Below are 15,007 nucleotides of genomic sequence, written 5' to 3' on the forward strand. Positions count from 1 at the left end.
CCTCTCCCGCAAGCGGGAGAGGCAAGAGAGCCCGCGGCGACGGCTGCGTCCACGCTGAGAGCACGGCGCCCAGCCGCTCGGAAAGCTGAGGGTGCATCGGCATCACGCCGTCCCCCCGATCCGCAGCTCTCGCGAATCGACGCCGAGCGGGGCATGCGTCGCCGCGACGATCATGCCGCCGCCAGCCAGGTGCTCGCGCATCAATCCGGAAAACATGTCCTGACCGGCCACATCCAGCGCATTGGTCGGCTCGTCCAAAAGCCAGACCGGGCGGCGGACGGTCAGCAGCCGGGCCAGCGAGAGCCGGCGGCGCTGTCCCGCGGACAGGAATCCGGCGGGCAAATGGGTGGCGTGGTCGAGCCCGACCTTGGCGAGGCTGTCAGCCGCATCGAAACGCTCGCCTCCAAGAAAATCAGCCCAAAACGTCAGGTTTTCGGCAACGCTCAGCGCCGGCTTCAGGGCATCGCGATGGCCGAGATAGTGGCACTGCTCCGCCAGGGTCAGCTCGCCGTCGCCCCCGTCCAGCGCGATCGTCCCGCCGGCGGGAACGAGCAGGCCCGCGATCAGCCGCAGCAGCGAGGTCTTGCCCGATCCATTGCGGCCGACGACCGCGACGGCCTCGCCCGAGACGGCCGCGAAATCGAGCCCGGCGAACACCTCGCGTCCGCCGCGCACGCATCTCAGTCCGTGACCGGACAGCTGCATGTCGCCCTGGTTCAATCCGCTCACAGCCGGGCCTCAGGAAATCTTGGGGTAGCGCATGGGAATTTTTGGCTCGCGGATTGCTGCAGCACGATAGTGGCTGTGGCGGCGCGGTTAGAAAGCTTCTATAAGCCCGGAACTACTTGATGCAGCAACTCAACCTGCCCCTGCAAGCGGCCCAGCCTGATACGCTGACGGTGTTAAAATACCCTGCCGGGTATAACTAACAATTGGGATCTCCTACATGACCTCGCTCGACAGCTTCAAATGCAAAAAGACCCTCAAGGTCGGCGCCAAGACCTATGTCTATTACAGCCTGCCTACCGCCGAGAAGAATGGTCTGAAGGGAATTTCCAAACTTCCCTATTCGATGAAGGTCCTGCTCGAGAATTTGCTGCGCAACGAGGACGGCCGCTCGGTCAAGAAGGAAGACATCGTCGCGGTGTCGAAATGGCTGCGCAAGAAGTCGCTGGAGCATGAGATCGCCTTCCGCCCGGCGCGCGTCTTGATGCAGGACTTCACCGGCGTGCCCGCGGTGGTCGACCTCGCTGCGATGCGCAACGCGATGCAGAAGCTCGGCGGCGATGCCGAGAAGATCAATCCGCTGGTGCCGGTCGATCTCGTCATCGACCACTCCGTGATCGTGAACTTCTTCGGCGACAACAAGGCCTTCGGCAAGAACGTCACCGAGGAATACAAGCAGAACCAGGAGCGCTACGAGTTCCTGAAGTGGGGCCAGAAGGCGTTCTCGAACTTCTCCGTCGTGCCGCCCGGCACCGGCATCTGCCACCAGGTCAACCTCGAATATCTGGCCCAGACGGTCTGGACCAAGAAGGAGAAGATGACGGTCGGCAAGAAGACCGGCACCTTCGAGGTCGCCTATCCCGATTCGCTGGTCGGCACGGATTCGCACACCACCATGGTCAACGGTCTTGCCGTGCTCGGCTGGGGCGTCGGTGGCATCGAGGCGGAAGCCTGCATGCTCGGCCAGCCGCTGTCGATGCTGCTGCCCAATGTCGTCGGCTTCAAGCTGAAGGGCGCGCTGAAGGAAGGCGTCACCGCGACCGACCTCGTGCTCACGGTGACGCAGATGCTGCGCAAGCTTGGCGTGGTCGGCAAGTTCGTCGAGTTCTTCGGCCCCGGCCTCGACCACCTCTCGGTCGCCGACAAGGCGACGATCGCCAACATGGCGCCCGAATACGGCGCGACCTGCGGCTTCTTCCCGGTCGATGCCGCCGCGCTCGATTACCTCAAGACCTCCGGCCGTGCCTCCGCTCGCGTTGCGCTGGTCCAGGCCTATGCCAAGGCGCAGGGCCTGTTCCGCACCGCCAAGTCGCCCGACCCCGTGTTCACGGAGACGCTGACCCTGGATCTCGGCGACGTCGTGCCGTCGATGGCCGGTCCGAAGCGTCCCGAAGGCCGCATCGCGCTGCCCACCGTCGCGGACGGCTTCTCGCTCGCGCTCGCCAGCGAGTACAAGAAGGCCGAGGAGCCGGCCAAGCGCTTCCCGGTCGAAGGCAAGAACTTCGATATCGGCCATGGCGACGTCGTGATCGCCGCGATCACCTCCTGCACCAACACGTCGAACCCGAGCGTTCTGATCGGCGCCGGCCTGCTCGCGCGCAATGCGGCCGCCAAGGGCCTCAAGGCCAAGCCGTGGGTGAAGACCTCGCTCGCCCCGGGCAGCCAGGTCGTCGCGGAATATCTCGCCAATTCCGGTCTGCAGCCCGATCTCGACAAGGTCGGCTTCAATCTGGTCGGCTTCGGCTGCACCACTTGCATCGGCAATTCCGGTCCGCTGCCCGAGGAGATCTCGAAGTCGATCAACGACAACGGCGTCGTCGCGGCCGCCGTGCTCTCCGGCAATCGCAACTTCGAAGGCCGCGTCTCGCCGGACGTGCAGGCGAACTACCTGGCCTCGCCGCCGCTGGTGGTCGCCTATGCGCTCGCCGGCAGCGTCACCAAGAATCTCGCCACCGAGCCGCTCGGCGAGGGCAAGGACGGCAAGCCGGTGTACCTGAAGGACATCTGGCCGACGACCAAGGAGATCAACGCCTTCATGAAGAAGTTCGTGACCGCGTCGATCTTCAAGAAGAAGTACGCCGACGTGTTCAAGGGCGACACCAACTGGCGCAAGATCAAGACGGTCGAAAGCGAGACCTATCGCTGGAACATGTCGTCGACCTATGTGCAGAACCCGCCTTACTTCGATGGCATGAAGAAGGAGCCGGAGCCGGTCACCGACATCGTCGAGGCGCGTATCCTCGCCATGTTCGGCGACAAGATCACGACCGACCACATCTCGCCGGCCGGCTCGATCAAGCTCACCTCGCCCGCCGGGAAATATCTCAGCGAGCACCAGGTGCGTCCGGCCGACTTCAACCAGTACGGCACGCGCCGCGGCAACCATGAAGTGATGATGCGCGGCACCTTCGCCAACATCCGCATCAAGAACTTCATGCTGAAGGGCGCCGATGGCAACATCCCCGAGGGCGGCCTGACCAAGCACTGGCCCGACGGCGAGCAGATGTCGATCTACGACGCCGCGATGAAGTACCAGGAAGAGAAGGTGCCGCTGGTGGTGTTCGCCGGCGCCGAATACGGCAACGGCTCCTCGCGGGACTGGGCCGCCAAGGGCACGCGCCTGCTCGGCGTGCGCGCCGTGATCTGCCAGAGCTTCGAGCGCATCCACCGCTCCAACCTGGTCGGCATGGGCGTGCTGCCGCTGACCTTCGAGGAAGGCACCTCCTGGTCGTCGCTGGGCCTCAAGGGCGACGAGAAGGTCACGCTGCGTGGCCTCGTCGGCGACCTCAAGCCGCGCCAGAAGCTGACCGCGGAGATCGTCTCCGGCGACGGTTCGCTGCAGCGCGTTTCGCTGCTCTGCCGCATCGATACGCTGGACGAGCTCGACTACTACCGCAACGGCGGCATCCTGCACTACGTGCTGCGCAAGCTCGCGGCGTAAGCGCGGATTTGTGAACGATGGCTCACTGCGAAGTGAGTAGAAGCCTTAACGAAGGCGGCCTATCAAAGGCCGCCTTCGCGCGTTTGCGGTACGCTTCAGATGGGCCCGCCCGGCGGAATACCTCCCCTTGGACGGTGGCCCGGATGGATGAATGTACCGCGCCCCGTAAGACTACGGTGACCATCCGGCGATAAGATTTCCCCCTGAGAGCAACGGTGTGCGGCGTTCGACATGACGACAATGACGGCTTCCCATCTGATTCCACGTTGGTCCGGTGCCCTCTGGTCGGGAGCTCTCGGCATATGTGCGATCATCGCCGTCATTCGTCCTGCCGAGGCTGATCCCCGCGCCGTCGTCGAATTGTTCACCTCGCAGGGCTGCTCCTCCTGCCCGCCCGCCGACCAGATCATCGGCGATCTCTCCAAGGATCCCTCGGTCATCGCGCTGAGCATGCCGATCGATTATTGGGACTATCTCGGCTGGAAGGACACGCTGGCGGATTCGCGTTTCTCTGCACGGCAGCGCGCCTATTCGCGCATGCGCGGCGACCGCGAGGTCTACACGCCACAGGTCGTGGTCAACGGCTCCACGCATGTCATCGGCAGCGATCGCGCCGGCATCGAGAACGCGATCGGCAAGACCGACAAGGGCAACGGCGTGATGAGCGTGCCGGTGACGATGTCGCTCTCGGGCAAGCAGATCAACGTGTCGGTGGCCGCGAGCAAGGAGCCCACGGTCTCGCATGGCGAGGTCTGGATCTGCTCGATCGCCAAGTCGGTGCCGATCGCGATCACCCGCGGCGAGAATCGCGGACAGCAGGTCACCTATCACAACGTGGTGCGCAACCTGCTCAAGGTCGGCGACTGGACCGGCCGTCCGGAGAGCTGGACGGTGCCGATCGAAAATCTCACGCGCGACGGCGTCGACGGCGCAGTGGTCTACGTCCAGGACGGCAGCCGCGAGCGACCGGGCCCGATGTTGGGTGCGGCGTACACGTCGCTGCATTGAAGCAAGCAGAACGTCTCAGCAATTGATGCTTCGCCATTCCGGGGCGCGAAGCGCGAGCTATGCTGCGCAATTGCGCACCTGAGAATCCATCGATCCATTGTGCAAGCTGAGCAATGGATTCCGGGTTCGCGCCAAGAGGCGCGCCCCGGAATGACAGTGGCCGGAAACATCGCGGCACAAACAAAAAAGGACCAACTTGCGTTGGCCCTCCTTGTCGTGCGTACAGACCCGATCCTGTTCGACCCCGGGGGGCTGGGGGCTGAGGAATCCGGAACCGAAAGGACCGGGTCAACGCACACCAGTCTTTTCGCAATGCAGGGCGGCGGGCGGTTGGCGGAAAAGCGGCGATACTATGATTCCTGCTAACGATCCCGTGACGGTTTGCCGCGACGGAGTTCCACCCTTGCGTGTGCCCAGACGCACTGTCGATTCGACCGGTTGAGCCCCTTGCGGCGCGGAACGGTTGGCGCAATCATGCAAGTGTCATGAACGCGGTTCCGGGGACGGTCTTCGCGGACCCGGGTCATAGCCGTGCGATGAGGAGGCGCTTCCCATGAGTCTGACGTCGGAGGATGCCGAGCCGAGCGAGCAGCGCGCGGCGGCGCGTCCCGCCGCGGCGCATGCGCCGCCGAACCGGGTGACCTTCAACCGGCTCGAGCTGCACCGGATTCTCAATCTCTACGGTCGCATGGTCGCCGACGGCGAGTGGCGCGACTATGCCATCGACTTCCTGAAGGACCGCGCCGTGTTCTCGGTCTATCGCCGTGCCTCGGAAGTGCCGATCTACCGCATCGAGAAGGACCCGCGCCTCGCGCGCAAGCAAGGCATGTACAGCGTGATCTCGGCGACCGGCCTGATCCTGCGCCGCGGCCACGAGCTCGAGCGCGTGCTGCTGGTGATCGATCGCAAGCTGGCGGTGGTGTAGCGGCACGAACGCTGCCGTAGGGTGGGCAAAGGCGCACCGCGCCGTGCCCACGTTCTATCTCGATCGCCGCGAACGGTGGGCACGCTTGCGCTTTGCCCACCCTAACGAAACCGAGCTTAATTCCCCGGCACCGTGCGCGCGCCCTCGCCGAGGTCGCGCTGCATCATCACCGTGTCCAGCCAGCGGCCGAATTTCAGCCCGACGCTGGGATGCGTACCGATCATCTTGAAGCCGCACCTTGTGTGCACGCCGATCGATCCGGCATTGGCGGAATCGCCGATCACCGCGATCATCTGGCGGAAGCCGCGCGTCTCGCATTCGGCGATCAGCCGTTCCAGCAACAGCGAGCCGACGCCGCGGCGGTGGAAGGAGGGATCCAGATAGATCGAGTTCTCCACCGTGAAGCGGTAGGCCGGCCGCGGCCGGTAAGCGCCGGCATAGGCATAGCCGGCCACGCGTCCGTCCAGCATGGCGACGAAGTAGGGATAGCCGCCGTCGATCAGCGCGCGATAGCGGCGCGTCATCTCCGTAAGGTCAGGCGGCTCCAGCTCGAACGTCGCCGTGCCCTCGCGGACGGCCTGCTGGTAGATGGCGGTGATGGCGGGAAGGTCGGCCTCGGTGGTGGGCCTGATATCGGGTGCGGACATGGCGGGAAGGATAGAGCCTTCGTCCGACTGCTGGAAGGGGGCTACGCCGCCTCCGCAGCGTCATTGCGAGCGCAGCGAAGCAATCCAGAAATGCATCCGCGGAGGGACTCTGGATTGCTTCGCTGCGCTCGCAATGACGGTGTTTGTGGCCGCCCCCGCGACCCCCCAAACAAAAACCCCGGCCTCTCGGCCGGGGTTCGTGTCCGTTCTCTCGCCTCGGAGTTTACTCGCGCTGGCCGAGGAGCTGCAGCAGCAGCGTGAACAGGTTGATGAAGTTCAGGTACAGCGACAGTGCGCCGGTGATGGCCGCACGCTCTGCGATGTCACCGCCGGCCGAGGCATAGCCGTAGATGTAATCGTTCTTGAGCCGCTGGGTGTCCCACGCGGTGAGGCCCGAGAACACCAGCACGCCGACCACCGAGACGATGAACTGCAGCATCGAGCTGGCCAGGAACAGGTTCACCAGGCTGGCGATGATGATGCCGATCAGGCCCATGAACAGGAACGAGCCCATCCCGGTCAGGTCACGCTTGGTGGTGTAGCCGTAGAGGCTCAGCGCACCGAAGGTGGCCGCGGTGATGAAGAACACCCGCACGATCGAGGTGTGGGTGAACACCAGGAAGATCGACGACAGCGAGATGCCCATCAGCGCCGAGAACACCCAGAACAGGATCTGGGCGGTCGAGGGGGCCAGGCGGTTGATGCCCGCCGAGATCACGAACACCATCGCGAGCGGCGCGAGCATGAACAGCCACTTCAGGGGGCTGACGAACATGGCGTAGCCGAACGGCGTCAGGAACAGCTTGCCGACGCGGACGGCGTCCGCCGTCGGGACGTCGGTCACGGCGGCCATGTAGACGCCGAGCGCGGCAAGGCCGGTGATGGCCAGGCCAATGCTCATGTAGTTGTAGATGCGCAGCATATAGGCGCGCAGGCCGGCATCGACCGTCGCGGCGTCGACACGCCCGGCGGCCCTGCCGAAAGGAGAAGCGTAGTTACGGTCTAGGTCCGACATGGTCGAATTCCCGTTGGTTGGTCCGGTCCGGCATGAGGGTCGCCATGCCGCCGGTTCGTCAAATTCTATCTCGGAGACCGCTGCCAGCCGACTAAATTTTGGCTCACAATCGGGGCCCCGAACCCATTCGATATGTGGGAAACTAACACATTCGCTGCAACCTTCCACGCGCGGCCGAATGTCGCCCTTGGCGGTAATCCTGACGTGGAGCTGACGAGCAGCGTGGTTAATCGCGGAAACCGGGGCGATTCCGGCTCGATCCGCCGCTTCAATTTGTCACAAATTTCGCAACACCGTCGCGGGCTTTTTGTTCAATGCCAGCAGCGTGCCGGCAAGGCCGAGCCCGACGGTGACGACCAGCGCGGCCGCGACCACGCCGGCGGCGCTGCCGGCCTGCCAGACGAAGCTCAGCGTCATCAGCCGCGTGACGATCATCCACGCCGCGATGCTGCCGGCGATCACCCCGAATACCGCGGTGGCAAGGCCGATCAGGAGGTATTCGAGAGCATAGGCGCCGAGCAGCCGCAGCCGCGTCGCGCCCAGGGTCTTCAGGATCACCGCATCATAGACCCGGTGGCGGTGGCCGGCGGCGAGCGCCCCGCCCAGCACCAGGATCGCCGAGATCAGGGTCACGGCGCTGGCGCCGCGGATCGCCAGGGCCAGATTGGTCACGACCGAGCCGACCGTCTCCATCACCTCGCGCACGCGCACGCTCGTCACCATCGGATAGGCGTCGGCGATCTCCTTGATGATCTTGCCGTCGCCCGCCGCATTTCCGCCCGCTTCCGTCAGCGTCGCGATGTGGGTGTGCGGCGCGCCCTTGAAGGCGTTGGGCGAGAACACCAGGACGAAATTGATGCCGAGCCCCTGCCAGTCGATCGTGCGCAAATTGCTGATCTTTGCCGGGATGTCGCGGCCGAGCACGTTGACCACCACCTCGTCGCCGAGCTTGAGGCCGAGCCCGTCGGCGATCTTCTTCTCCATCGAGACCAGCGGCGGGCCGGAATAATCGGCGCGCCACCACTCGCCCTCGACCACCTTGGAGCCCTTGGGCAGCTCGGCGGTGTAGGTCAGCCCGCGGTCGCTCTGCAGCACCCATTCGGAATCGGTTGTGGGCTTGAGCTCCTCGGCGCGCACCCCGCGCGCGGCGACGATGCGCCCGCGCAGCATCGGCACGTCCTCGATCCGGGCGCCGGGGGCGATCCGGTGCAGATAGGCGTCGAACTGCTCGGCCTGCGCGCTCGGAATGTCGATGAAGAAGAACGACGGTGCCTGGTCGGGGAGCGCGGCCAGGAACTGCCGGCGCAGATTGCCGTCGATCTGGGTGATGGTGACGAGCACGGCGAGCCCGAGTCCCAGCGACAGCACGACTGAAGGCGTCAGCGCGCCCGGCCGGTGGATGTTGGCGATCGCCAGCCGCAGCATCGGCAGCCGCGTCCGCGGCAGGCGTCGTGCGATCGTCATCAGCAGGGCGGCGATGCCGCGCAGCAAGGCGAACACGACGACGGAGGAGGCCACGAACACCGCGGCGATGCGCTTGTCGAACGACAGGCCGATCACGACCGCGACGAGCAGTGCGATCACGACCCCCATGAACACGAGATAGCCCGCACGCGGCCGGTGCCATTCGGAGCTGATGGTGTCGCGGAACAGCGCGGCCACCGGCACGTCGTGCACGCGCCCGAGCGGCCACAGGCCGAAGGCAAGCGCAGTGAGGAGGCCGTAGACGAAGGACAGCGCGAGCTCGTCGGCATGCACGGCCGGCACCACCGGCAGCGGCAGCAGCTTGCCGAACAGGCCGACGATGGCAAAGGGCATCGCGGCGCCGAGCGCAAGGCCGATCACGGATCCGATCGCCGCCAGCAGGACCACTTGCGCCAAATAGATGCCGAACACGTCCCGGCCGGTGGCGCCGACGGCCTTGAAGGCGGCGATCACCTCGAGCTTGCGGTCGATGTGGCTCTTGACGGCATTGGCGACCCCGACGCCGCCGACCAGCAGCGCGGCAAGGCCGACCAGGGTCAGGAACTGCGTGAAGCGGCTGATATTGCGTTCGAGCTGCGGCGAGGCATTGGACCGGCTGCGGATCTCCCAGCCGGCTTGCGGCGCGGCGCTGCGCGCATCCGCGATGAAGGCTTCGGTGGCGCGCTCGTTGTTCGCAGCCTCTGGCAGCTTGACCCGGTAGACCCAGCGCACCAGGCTGCCGGGCTGGATCAGGCCGGTGGCGCGCAAGGCCGCCTCGCTGATCAAAAAGCGCGGCCCGAAGCCGATGCCGCCCGCGAGCTTGTCGGGCTCGGCCTCGACCGTCGAGCGGATCTGGAAGGTCGCCGCGCCGATGGTGACGCGGTCGCCGGTCTTGAGAGAAAGTCGCGCCAGCAGCGTCGGATCGGCGGCGGCGCCGAACGCGCCGTCGCGCTCGGCGAGCAGATCGGCCATCGGCAGGGGCGGCGCCAGCGTCAGCTGTCCCAGCATCGGATAGGTGCTATCGACCGCCTTCATCTCGACCAGCGCCAGCTTGCCGTCAGCCGAACGCGCCATGCCGCGCAGGGTCGCGGCGGTCGACAGCGTGCCGCGCGAGCGCAGGAACGCGACCTCTTCCGGCTTGGCCTCGCGCTGGAACAGCACGAACGAGACGTCGCCGCCGAGCAGCGTGCGGCCCTCGCGCGCGAGACCATCGCTCAGGCTGGCGGACACCGAGCCGACGCCGGCAATCGCCATCACGCCGAGCGCGATGCAGGCGATGAAGACGTAGAAGCCGCGCAGGCCACCGCGCAATTCGCGCAAGGCGTAGCGCAGCGACAGCGCGACGGCGTTCGGCTTCGCGAACGGTTCGGCCACGGCGCTCATGCCGGCGCAGACTGCGTGTCGATGCGCCCGGAGCGCAGGCGGATGACGCGGTCGCAGCGGTGTGCGAGCGAGGAATCGTGCGTCACCAGCACCAAGGTCATGCCGCGCTCGGCATGTTTGGTGAACAGCAGATCGACGATCTGCTTTCCGGTCGCTTCGTCGAGATTGCCGGTCGGCTCGTCAGCGACGAGGATCGCGGGATCGGGTGCCAGCGCGCGGGCAAGCGCGACGCGCTGCTGCTCGCCGCCGGAGAGCTGCGTCGGATAATGATGCAGGCGGTCGCCGAGCCCGACCGATTGCAGCTCCTCTGCCGCGCGCTTGGCGGCGTCGGGATTGCCGGCGAGCTCGAGCGGCACCGCGACGTTCTCCAGCGCCGTCATGGTCGGGATCAGGTGGAAGGACTGGAAGACGATGCCGACCTGGCGGCCGCGGAAGCGCGCCAGCGCGTCCTCGTCGAGGGCATTGAAAGGCGTGCCATTCACCACCACCTCTCCGCTGTCAGGACGCTCCAGCCCCGCCATCACCATCAGCAGCGTGGATTTGCCCGAGCCTGACGGGCCGATCAGGCCGATCGTCTCGCCCGAGGCGACGCGCAGGCTGATATCCTTGAGGATGTGAACGCGTGCCGCGCCCGTGCCCAATGACAGATTGACGTTGGAGATGGCGATGGTGTCCGCGGCAGTAGCGGCGAGCGAAGAGAGGTCGATGCGAGTGTCCATGGTCCGGTCATATGGCAACTCCGCACGCGGGGTCGAGAGGCGTTACGGATTGTTCATGCACATAGCCGTGTTGATGCTCGCCTTCATGACGATGGCGAACCCGGCTTGGGCAGGCGCGACAAAACCGGTCAAGCTTGTCGTCCTCGGCGATTCCCTGAGCGCCGGCTTCGGCCTTCCGGCCCAGGAGGCGTTCCCCCAAAAGCTTCAAAAAGCCTTACAGGCCAAAGGCATAGAGATCGACATGACCAATGCCGGGGTGTCCGGCGACACCACCTCGGGCGGCCGCGACCGGCTCGACTGGTCGGTGCCCGATGGAACTGACGGCGTCATCGTCGAGCTCGGCGCCAATGACGCGCTGCGCGGCATCGATCCCGACGTGGCGCGCGCGGCGCTGACCGACATCGTCCAGCGGCTCAAGGCGCGAAAGATTTCAGTCATGCTCTGCGGCATGCTGGCGCCGCCGAATTACGGCGCCGAATACGCCGCGCGCTTCAATTCGATTTATCCGGATCTGGCGAAGACATTCGACGTGCCGCTCTATCCGATCTTCCTCGAGGGCGTCGCGGCCGACGCCAAGCTCAACCAGGCCGACGGCATTCATCCGACCGCTGAGGGCGTCGACATCATCGTCGGCAGGATCATGCCCACGGTGGAGGCATTCATTGGCACGATCGCTGAGCAACGGCGTTGAAAACCAGGCAACGCTAACCCTAATTCCCAGGGTTTTACCGGGGTGAGGCGCGCAATGCTTCGCAGAGTCACACAACTGCGATAGGAATCAGGGTACCGGTGATTCGTCGCCGGCTCTTATTTGGATATGGTTCTCGCGCTTCGAGAACTGTACCCAAGCATCGGGAGTGCGAAACGATGCCGCGTTTGTTCACGGGTCTGGAAATTCCGGCCGAGATCGGCCAGTCGCTTTCCAACTTGAGGGGCGGCCTCCCCGGCGCCCGCTGGATCGATCCCGAAAATTATCACGTCACCCTGCGCTTCATCGGCGACATCGACGGCGCTTCCGCCAACGAGATCGCATCGATGCTGTTTCGCGTCGACCGCAAGCCGTTCGAGGTGAAGGTGCAGGGCCTCACCAGCTTCGGCGGCCGCAAGCCGCGCGCAGTGGTCGCCACCATCGCGCCGAGCAAGCCGCTGATGGAATTGCAGGCCGAGCTCGAGCGCATGATGCAGCGGATCGGCCTCGACCCCGAGGGACGCAAGTTCATCCCCCACGTCACGCTCGCGCGGCTGCACGACGCTTCCGACCGCGACGTCGCCGACTATCTCTCGATCCGCGGCTACTTCCCGAGCAAGGCGTTCATGGCGGAACGCTTCGTGCTGTTCTCCTCGCGCGCCTCCACCGGCGGTGGCCCGTATGTGGTCGAGGACGCCTATGAGCTGTGTGAATAGCACCGCTCTCGTGCCCCGGCCGCAGAGCCGGGGCCCAGTGCTCCGCGATGAACGTAAATGTGGTGATGAACGAGACAGTGGGTCCCGGCTCTGCGCAGCAGCGTTGCACGCTGCAGCGCGTCCGGGACACGAAACCGCATAGCCCGTCCACCAATTCACGGCTTGCAATTTCCGCCGGTCTCTGGCCGTAAAGGGCCATGCTCTCCACCGAAAACTCCTCATTCCGCGAGGCCTACCAGGCCGAGATCGCGTCCGGCGCGATCGAGCCCGATGCCGCGCAGGCCGAGGTCGCCGAGGCCTATGCGGCGCTGGACCTGCGGCTTTCGACCTACAAGCCCGCCCGCAAGCAAGGCCTGCTCAGCCGCCTGTTCAGCTCTGGTGACAAGGACGAGGCACCGCGCGGGCTCTACATCCATGGCGAGGTCGGCCGCGGCAAGACCATGCTGATGGACCTGTTCTTCCAGCACTCATCGGTCGAGCACAAGCGCCGCGCGCATTTCCACGAGTTCATGGCGGACGTGCACGAGCGCATCTACGACTACCGCCAGAGCATCGCGCGCGGCGAGATCGCCGATGGCGACGTCATCGCGCTGACCGCCAATGCGATCTTTGAGGAGAGCTGGCTGCTCTGCTTCGACGAATTCCACGTCACCGACATCGCGGACGCGATGATCCTGGGCCGCCTGTTCGCGAAACTGTTCGAGCTCGGCACCGTCGTGGTTGCGACCTCCAACGTCGCGCCCGACGATCTCTACAAGGGCGGCCTCAACCGCTCGCTGTTCCTGCCCTTCATCAAGCAGATCACCGACCACATGGACGTCGCGCGGCTCGATGCGCGCACCGACTTCCGGCTCGAAAAACTTCAGGGCGTGCGGATGTGGCTGACGCCGGCCGACGGCGATGCCGACGCCGCGCTCAACCGCGCCTGGGTGAAGATGACCGGCAATGCCAAATGCAAGCCGCGCGACATTTCGATCAAGGGGCGCATCCTGCACGTGCCATGCTCGGCGCATGGCGTGGCGCGGTTCTCCTTCGCAGACCTCTGCGAGCAGCCGTTAGGTGCATCCGACTACCTCAGGCTGGCGCACGACTATCACACCATCCTGGTCGACCATATTCCAGTGATGGACTCCTCCCAGCGCAACGCCGCCAAGCGCTTCATCACGCTGATCGATACGCTCTATGACAACGCCGTGAAGCTGATGGCCTCGGCCGACGCCAACCCGATCTCGCTTTACCTCGCTACCGAGGGTGTTGAGGCCATGGAGTTCAAGCGGACCGCCTCGCGCCTGATCGAAATGAGCTCGGAATCCTATCTGGCGCTGCCTCACGGCCGCAAGGATTCCACCGCCAGCGGCTCGACCAAGGGCCTGGTGGAGACTTAAGTCCTATTCCCGCCGTCATTCCGGGGCGCGCGGAGCGCGAGCCCGGAATCCATTTCTCAGCGCGCTCCGCCCCACCGATGGATTCCGGGCTCGCGACTTCGTCGCGCCCCGGAATGACGGCTTCGGTGTGTTGGCCGGAATCGCGGCAAGCCCGACAATTGGGCATTGGGCGACTTGAACGGGGGAGGCGAAAGGGATAACCACCCGTCTCAGTTTTCCCCTCCTTACGTGTCTAAAGGACAGGTTCACATGGCGCGCGACAAGATTGCTTTGATTGGCTCCGGTCAGATCGGCGGAACGCTGGCTCACCTCATCGGCCTGAAAGAACTGGGCGACGTCGTGATGTTCGACATCGCCGAAGGCGTGCCGCAGGGCAAGGCGCTCGACATCGCGCAGTCCTCGCCGGTCGACGGCTTCGACGCCCACTACACCGGCGCGAACTCCTATGAAGCGCTCGACAACGCCAAGGTCTGCATCGTCACCGCCGGCGTGCCGCGCAAGCCCGGCATGAGCCGCGACGACCTCCTCTCCATCAACCTCAAGGTCATGGAGCAGGTCGGTGCCGGCATCAAGAAGTACGCCCCCGATGCCTTCGTCATCTGCATCACCAACCCGCTCGACGCCATGGTCTGGGCGCTGCAGAAGGCTTCCGGCCTGCCGCACAAGAAGGTCGTCGGCATGGCCGGCGTGCTGGATTCGGCGCGCTTCCGCTACTTCCTTGCCGACGAGTTCAACGTCTCGGTCGAGGACGTCACCGCCTTCGTGCTCGGCGGCCACGGCGACACCATGGTGCCGCTGGTGAAGTACTCCACCGTCGCCGGCATCCCGCTGCCCGACCTCGTCAAGATGGGCTGGACCTCGCAGGCGCGCCTCGACGAGATCGTCGACCGCACCCGCAACGGCGGCGCCGAGATCGTCAATTTGCTGAAGACCGGCTCGGCCTTCTACGCGCCGGCGGCCTCCGCGATCGCGATGGCCGAGAGCTATCTGAAGGACAAGAAGCGCGTGCTGCCCTGCGCCGCCTATCTCAACGGCGAGTACAGCGTGAAGGACATGTATGTCGGCGTGCCCGTCGTGATCGGCTCCAAGGGCGTCGAACGCGTGGTGGAGATCGAGCTCGCCGGCAAGGACCGCGAAGCCTTCGACAAGTCGGTCGGCGCCGTGCAGGGCTTGGTGGATGCCTGCAAGAAGATCGCACCCGATCTTCTCGGCCGCTAAGGCGCAAACGACATCCCGCCGAAGATCGAAACCCGGTCTTCGGCGGTTTCACTTCCGGGACCCACTGCCGGGGCGGGTTCCCTAGTCCAGAGATCTCGAAGTCAAAGAATCCGGGTTGCAGTTCCTGTGGTATATGGTATGCCAGCCACAAGACTGAGGTGGGCCCATGAGG

At 65.2% G+C, this 15,007-nt stretch carries 12 protein-coding genes; 7 read left to right on the forward strand and 5 right to left on the reverse strand.

Going from position 1 to position 15,007, the window contains the following annotated elements; all coding sequences use genetic code 11:
* Positions 1-102 precede the first annotated feature (102 nt).
* On the reverse strand, positions 103-705 hold the full coding sequence (ccmA, locus tag ACNJYD_RS01935) for a heme ABC exporter ATP-binding protein CcmA (RefSeq protein ID WP_439367566.1): 603 nt from the start codon (positions 703-705) through the stop codon (positions 103-105).
* Positions 706-946: 241 nt separating this feature from the next.
* On the opposite strand from ccmA, the gene acnA reads away from it, so the two are divergent.
* The 3 genes from acnA (at position 947) to ACNJYD_RS01950 (ending at position 5,600) form a co-directional block, all read left to right on the forward strand.
* Positions 947-3,667 carry an aconitate hydratase AcnA gene (acnA, locus tag ACNJYD_RS01940; RefSeq protein ID WP_172788849.1) on the forward strand — a complete coding sequence of 907 codons (2,721 nt, stop codon included), beginning with the start codon at positions 947-949 and terminating at the stop codon, positions 3,665-3,667.
* Positions 3,668-3,898: 231 nt separating this feature from the next.
* A complete protein-coding gene (locus ACNJYD_RS01945; RefSeq protein ID WP_172788848.1) occupies positions 3,899-4,675 on the forward strand; it encodes a DUF1223 domain-containing protein in 777 nt (258 codons plus the stop codon).
* A gap of 553 nt (positions 4,676-5,228) precedes the next feature.
* Complete coding sequence (locus ACNJYD_RS01950; RefSeq protein ID WP_172788847.1) at positions 5,229-5,600, forward strand: DUF2794 domain-containing protein; 372 nt, start codon at positions 5,229-5,231, stop codon at positions 5,598-5,600.
* A gap of 116 nt (positions 5,601-5,716) precedes the next feature.
* Here ACNJYD_RS01950 and ACNJYD_RS01955 read toward each other — a convergent pair whose 3' ends face one another.
* From ACNJYD_RS01955 to ACNJYD_RS01970, 4 genes are all read right to left on the reverse strand, one after another.
* Complete coding sequence (locus tag ACNJYD_RS01955; protein ID WP_439365175.1) at positions 5,717-6,247, reverse strand: GNAT family N-acetyltransferase; 531 nt, start codon at positions 6,245-6,247, stop codon at positions 5,717-5,719.
* Between the two features lie 223 nt (positions 6,248-6,470).
* Complete coding sequence (locus tag ACNJYD_RS01960; protein WP_172788845.1) at positions 6,471-7,262, reverse strand: Bax inhibitor-1/YccA family protein; 792 nt, start codon at positions 7,260-7,262, stop codon at positions 6,471-6,473.
* A 276-nt stretch (positions 7,263-7,538) separates the two neighbouring features.
* A complete protein-coding gene (locus tag ACNJYD_RS01965; RefSeq protein WP_439365176.1) occupies positions 7,539-10,109 on the reverse strand; it encodes an ABC transporter permease in 2,571 nt (856 codons plus the stop codon).
* Positions 10,106-10,828, reverse strand: a complete 723-nt coding sequence (locus tag ACNJYD_RS01970; RefSeq protein ID WP_260381587.1) for an ABC transporter ATP-binding protein — start codon at positions 10,826-10,828, stop codon at positions 10,106-10,108. The genes ACNJYD_RS01965 and ACNJYD_RS01970 overlap by 4 nt, the downstream gene beginning before the upstream one ends.
* Positions 10,829-10,883: 55 nt before the next feature.
* On the opposite strand from ACNJYD_RS01970, the gene ACNJYD_RS01975 reads away from it, so the two are divergent.
* From ACNJYD_RS01975 to mdh, 4 genes are all read left to right on the forward strand, one after another.
* Entirely contained in the window at positions 10,884-11,519 is a 636-nt protein-coding gene (locus ACNJYD_RS01975) for an arylesterase (RefSeq protein ID WP_439365177.1), read from the forward strand.
* 176 nt (positions 11,520-11,695) lie between these two features.
* Positions 11,696-12,232: an RNA 2',3'-cyclic phosphodiesterase gene (gene thpR, locus ACNJYD_RS01980; protein WP_172788842.1), complete on the forward strand. Its 537-nt coding sequence runs from the start codon at positions 11,696-11,698 to the stop codon at positions 12,230-12,232.
* A 197-nt stretch (positions 12,233-12,429) separates the two neighbouring features.
* Positions 12,430-13,617 (forward strand): cell division protein ZapE, encoded by a 1,188-nt coding sequence (gene zapE, locus ACNJYD_RS01985; protein ID WP_439365178.1) that lies wholly within the window; start codon positions 12,430-12,432, stop codon positions 13,615-13,617.
* Between the two features lie 249 nt (positions 13,618-13,866).
* The gene (mdh, locus tag ACNJYD_RS01990; protein ID WP_027572983.1) at positions 13,867-14,835 is read left to right on the forward strand and encodes a malate dehydrogenase; all 969 of its coding nucleotides are present in this window, start codon (positions 13,867-13,869) and stop codon (positions 14,833-14,835) included.
* The last annotated feature ends 172 nt before the right edge of the window (positions 14,836-15,007 follow it).

The sequence above is a fragment of the Bradyrhizobium sp. SPXBL-02 genome (genome assembly GCF_051853065.1).
In the GTDB taxonomy this organism is placed as follows: Bacteria; Pseudomonadota; Alphaproteobacteria; order Rhizobiales; family Xanthobacteraceae; genus Bradyrhizobium.

Excerpts from the sequence above, each read along its gene's own strand:
- ccmA (WP_439367566.1), bottom strand. The coding sequence starts at position 705 with ATGCAGCTGTCCGGTCACGGACTGAGATGCGTGCGCGGCGGACGCGAG.
- acnA (WP_172788849.1), top strand. The coding sequence starts at position 947 with ATGACCTCGCTCGACAGCTTCAAATGCAAAAAGACCCTCAAGGTCGGC.
- ACNJYD_RS01945 (WP_172788848.1), top strand. The coding sequence starts at position 3,899 with ATGACGACAATGACGGCTTCCCATCTGATTCCACGTTGGTCCGGTGCC.
- ACNJYD_RS01950 (WP_172788847.1), top strand. The coding sequence starts at position 5,229 with ATGAGTCTGACGTCGGAGGATGCCGAGCCGAGCGAGCAGCGCGCGGCG.
- ACNJYD_RS01955 (WP_439365175.1), bottom strand. The coding sequence starts at position 6,247 with ATGTCCGCACCCGATATCAGGCCCACCACCGAGGCCGACCTTCCCGCC.
- ACNJYD_RS01960 (WP_172788845.1), bottom strand. The coding sequence starts at position 7,262 with ATGTCGGACCTAGACCGTAACTACGCTTCTCCTTTCGGCAGGGCCGCC.
- ACNJYD_RS01965 (WP_439365176.1), bottom strand. The coding sequence starts at position 10,109 with ATGAGCGCCGTGGCCGAACCGTTCGCGAAGCCGAACGCCGTCGCGCTG.
- ACNJYD_RS01970 (WP_260381587.1), bottom strand. The coding sequence starts at position 10,828 with ATGGACACTCGCATCGACCTCTCTTCGCTCGCCGCTACTGCCGCGGAC.
- ACNJYD_RS01975 (WP_439365177.1), top strand. The coding sequence starts at position 10,884 with ATGCACATAGCCGTGTTGATGCTCGCCTTCATGACGATGGCGAACCCG.
- thpR (WP_172788842.1), top strand. The coding sequence starts at position 11,696 with ATGCCGCGTTTGTTCACGGGTCTGGAAATTCCGGCCGAGATCGGCCAG.
- zapE (WP_439365178.1), top strand. The coding sequence starts at position 12,430 with ATGCTCTCCACCGAAAACTCCTCATTCCGCGAGGCCTACCAGGCCGAG.
- mdh (WP_027572983.1), top strand. The coding sequence starts at position 13,867 with ATGGCGCGCGACAAGATTGCTTTGATTGGCTCCGGTCAGATCGGCGGA.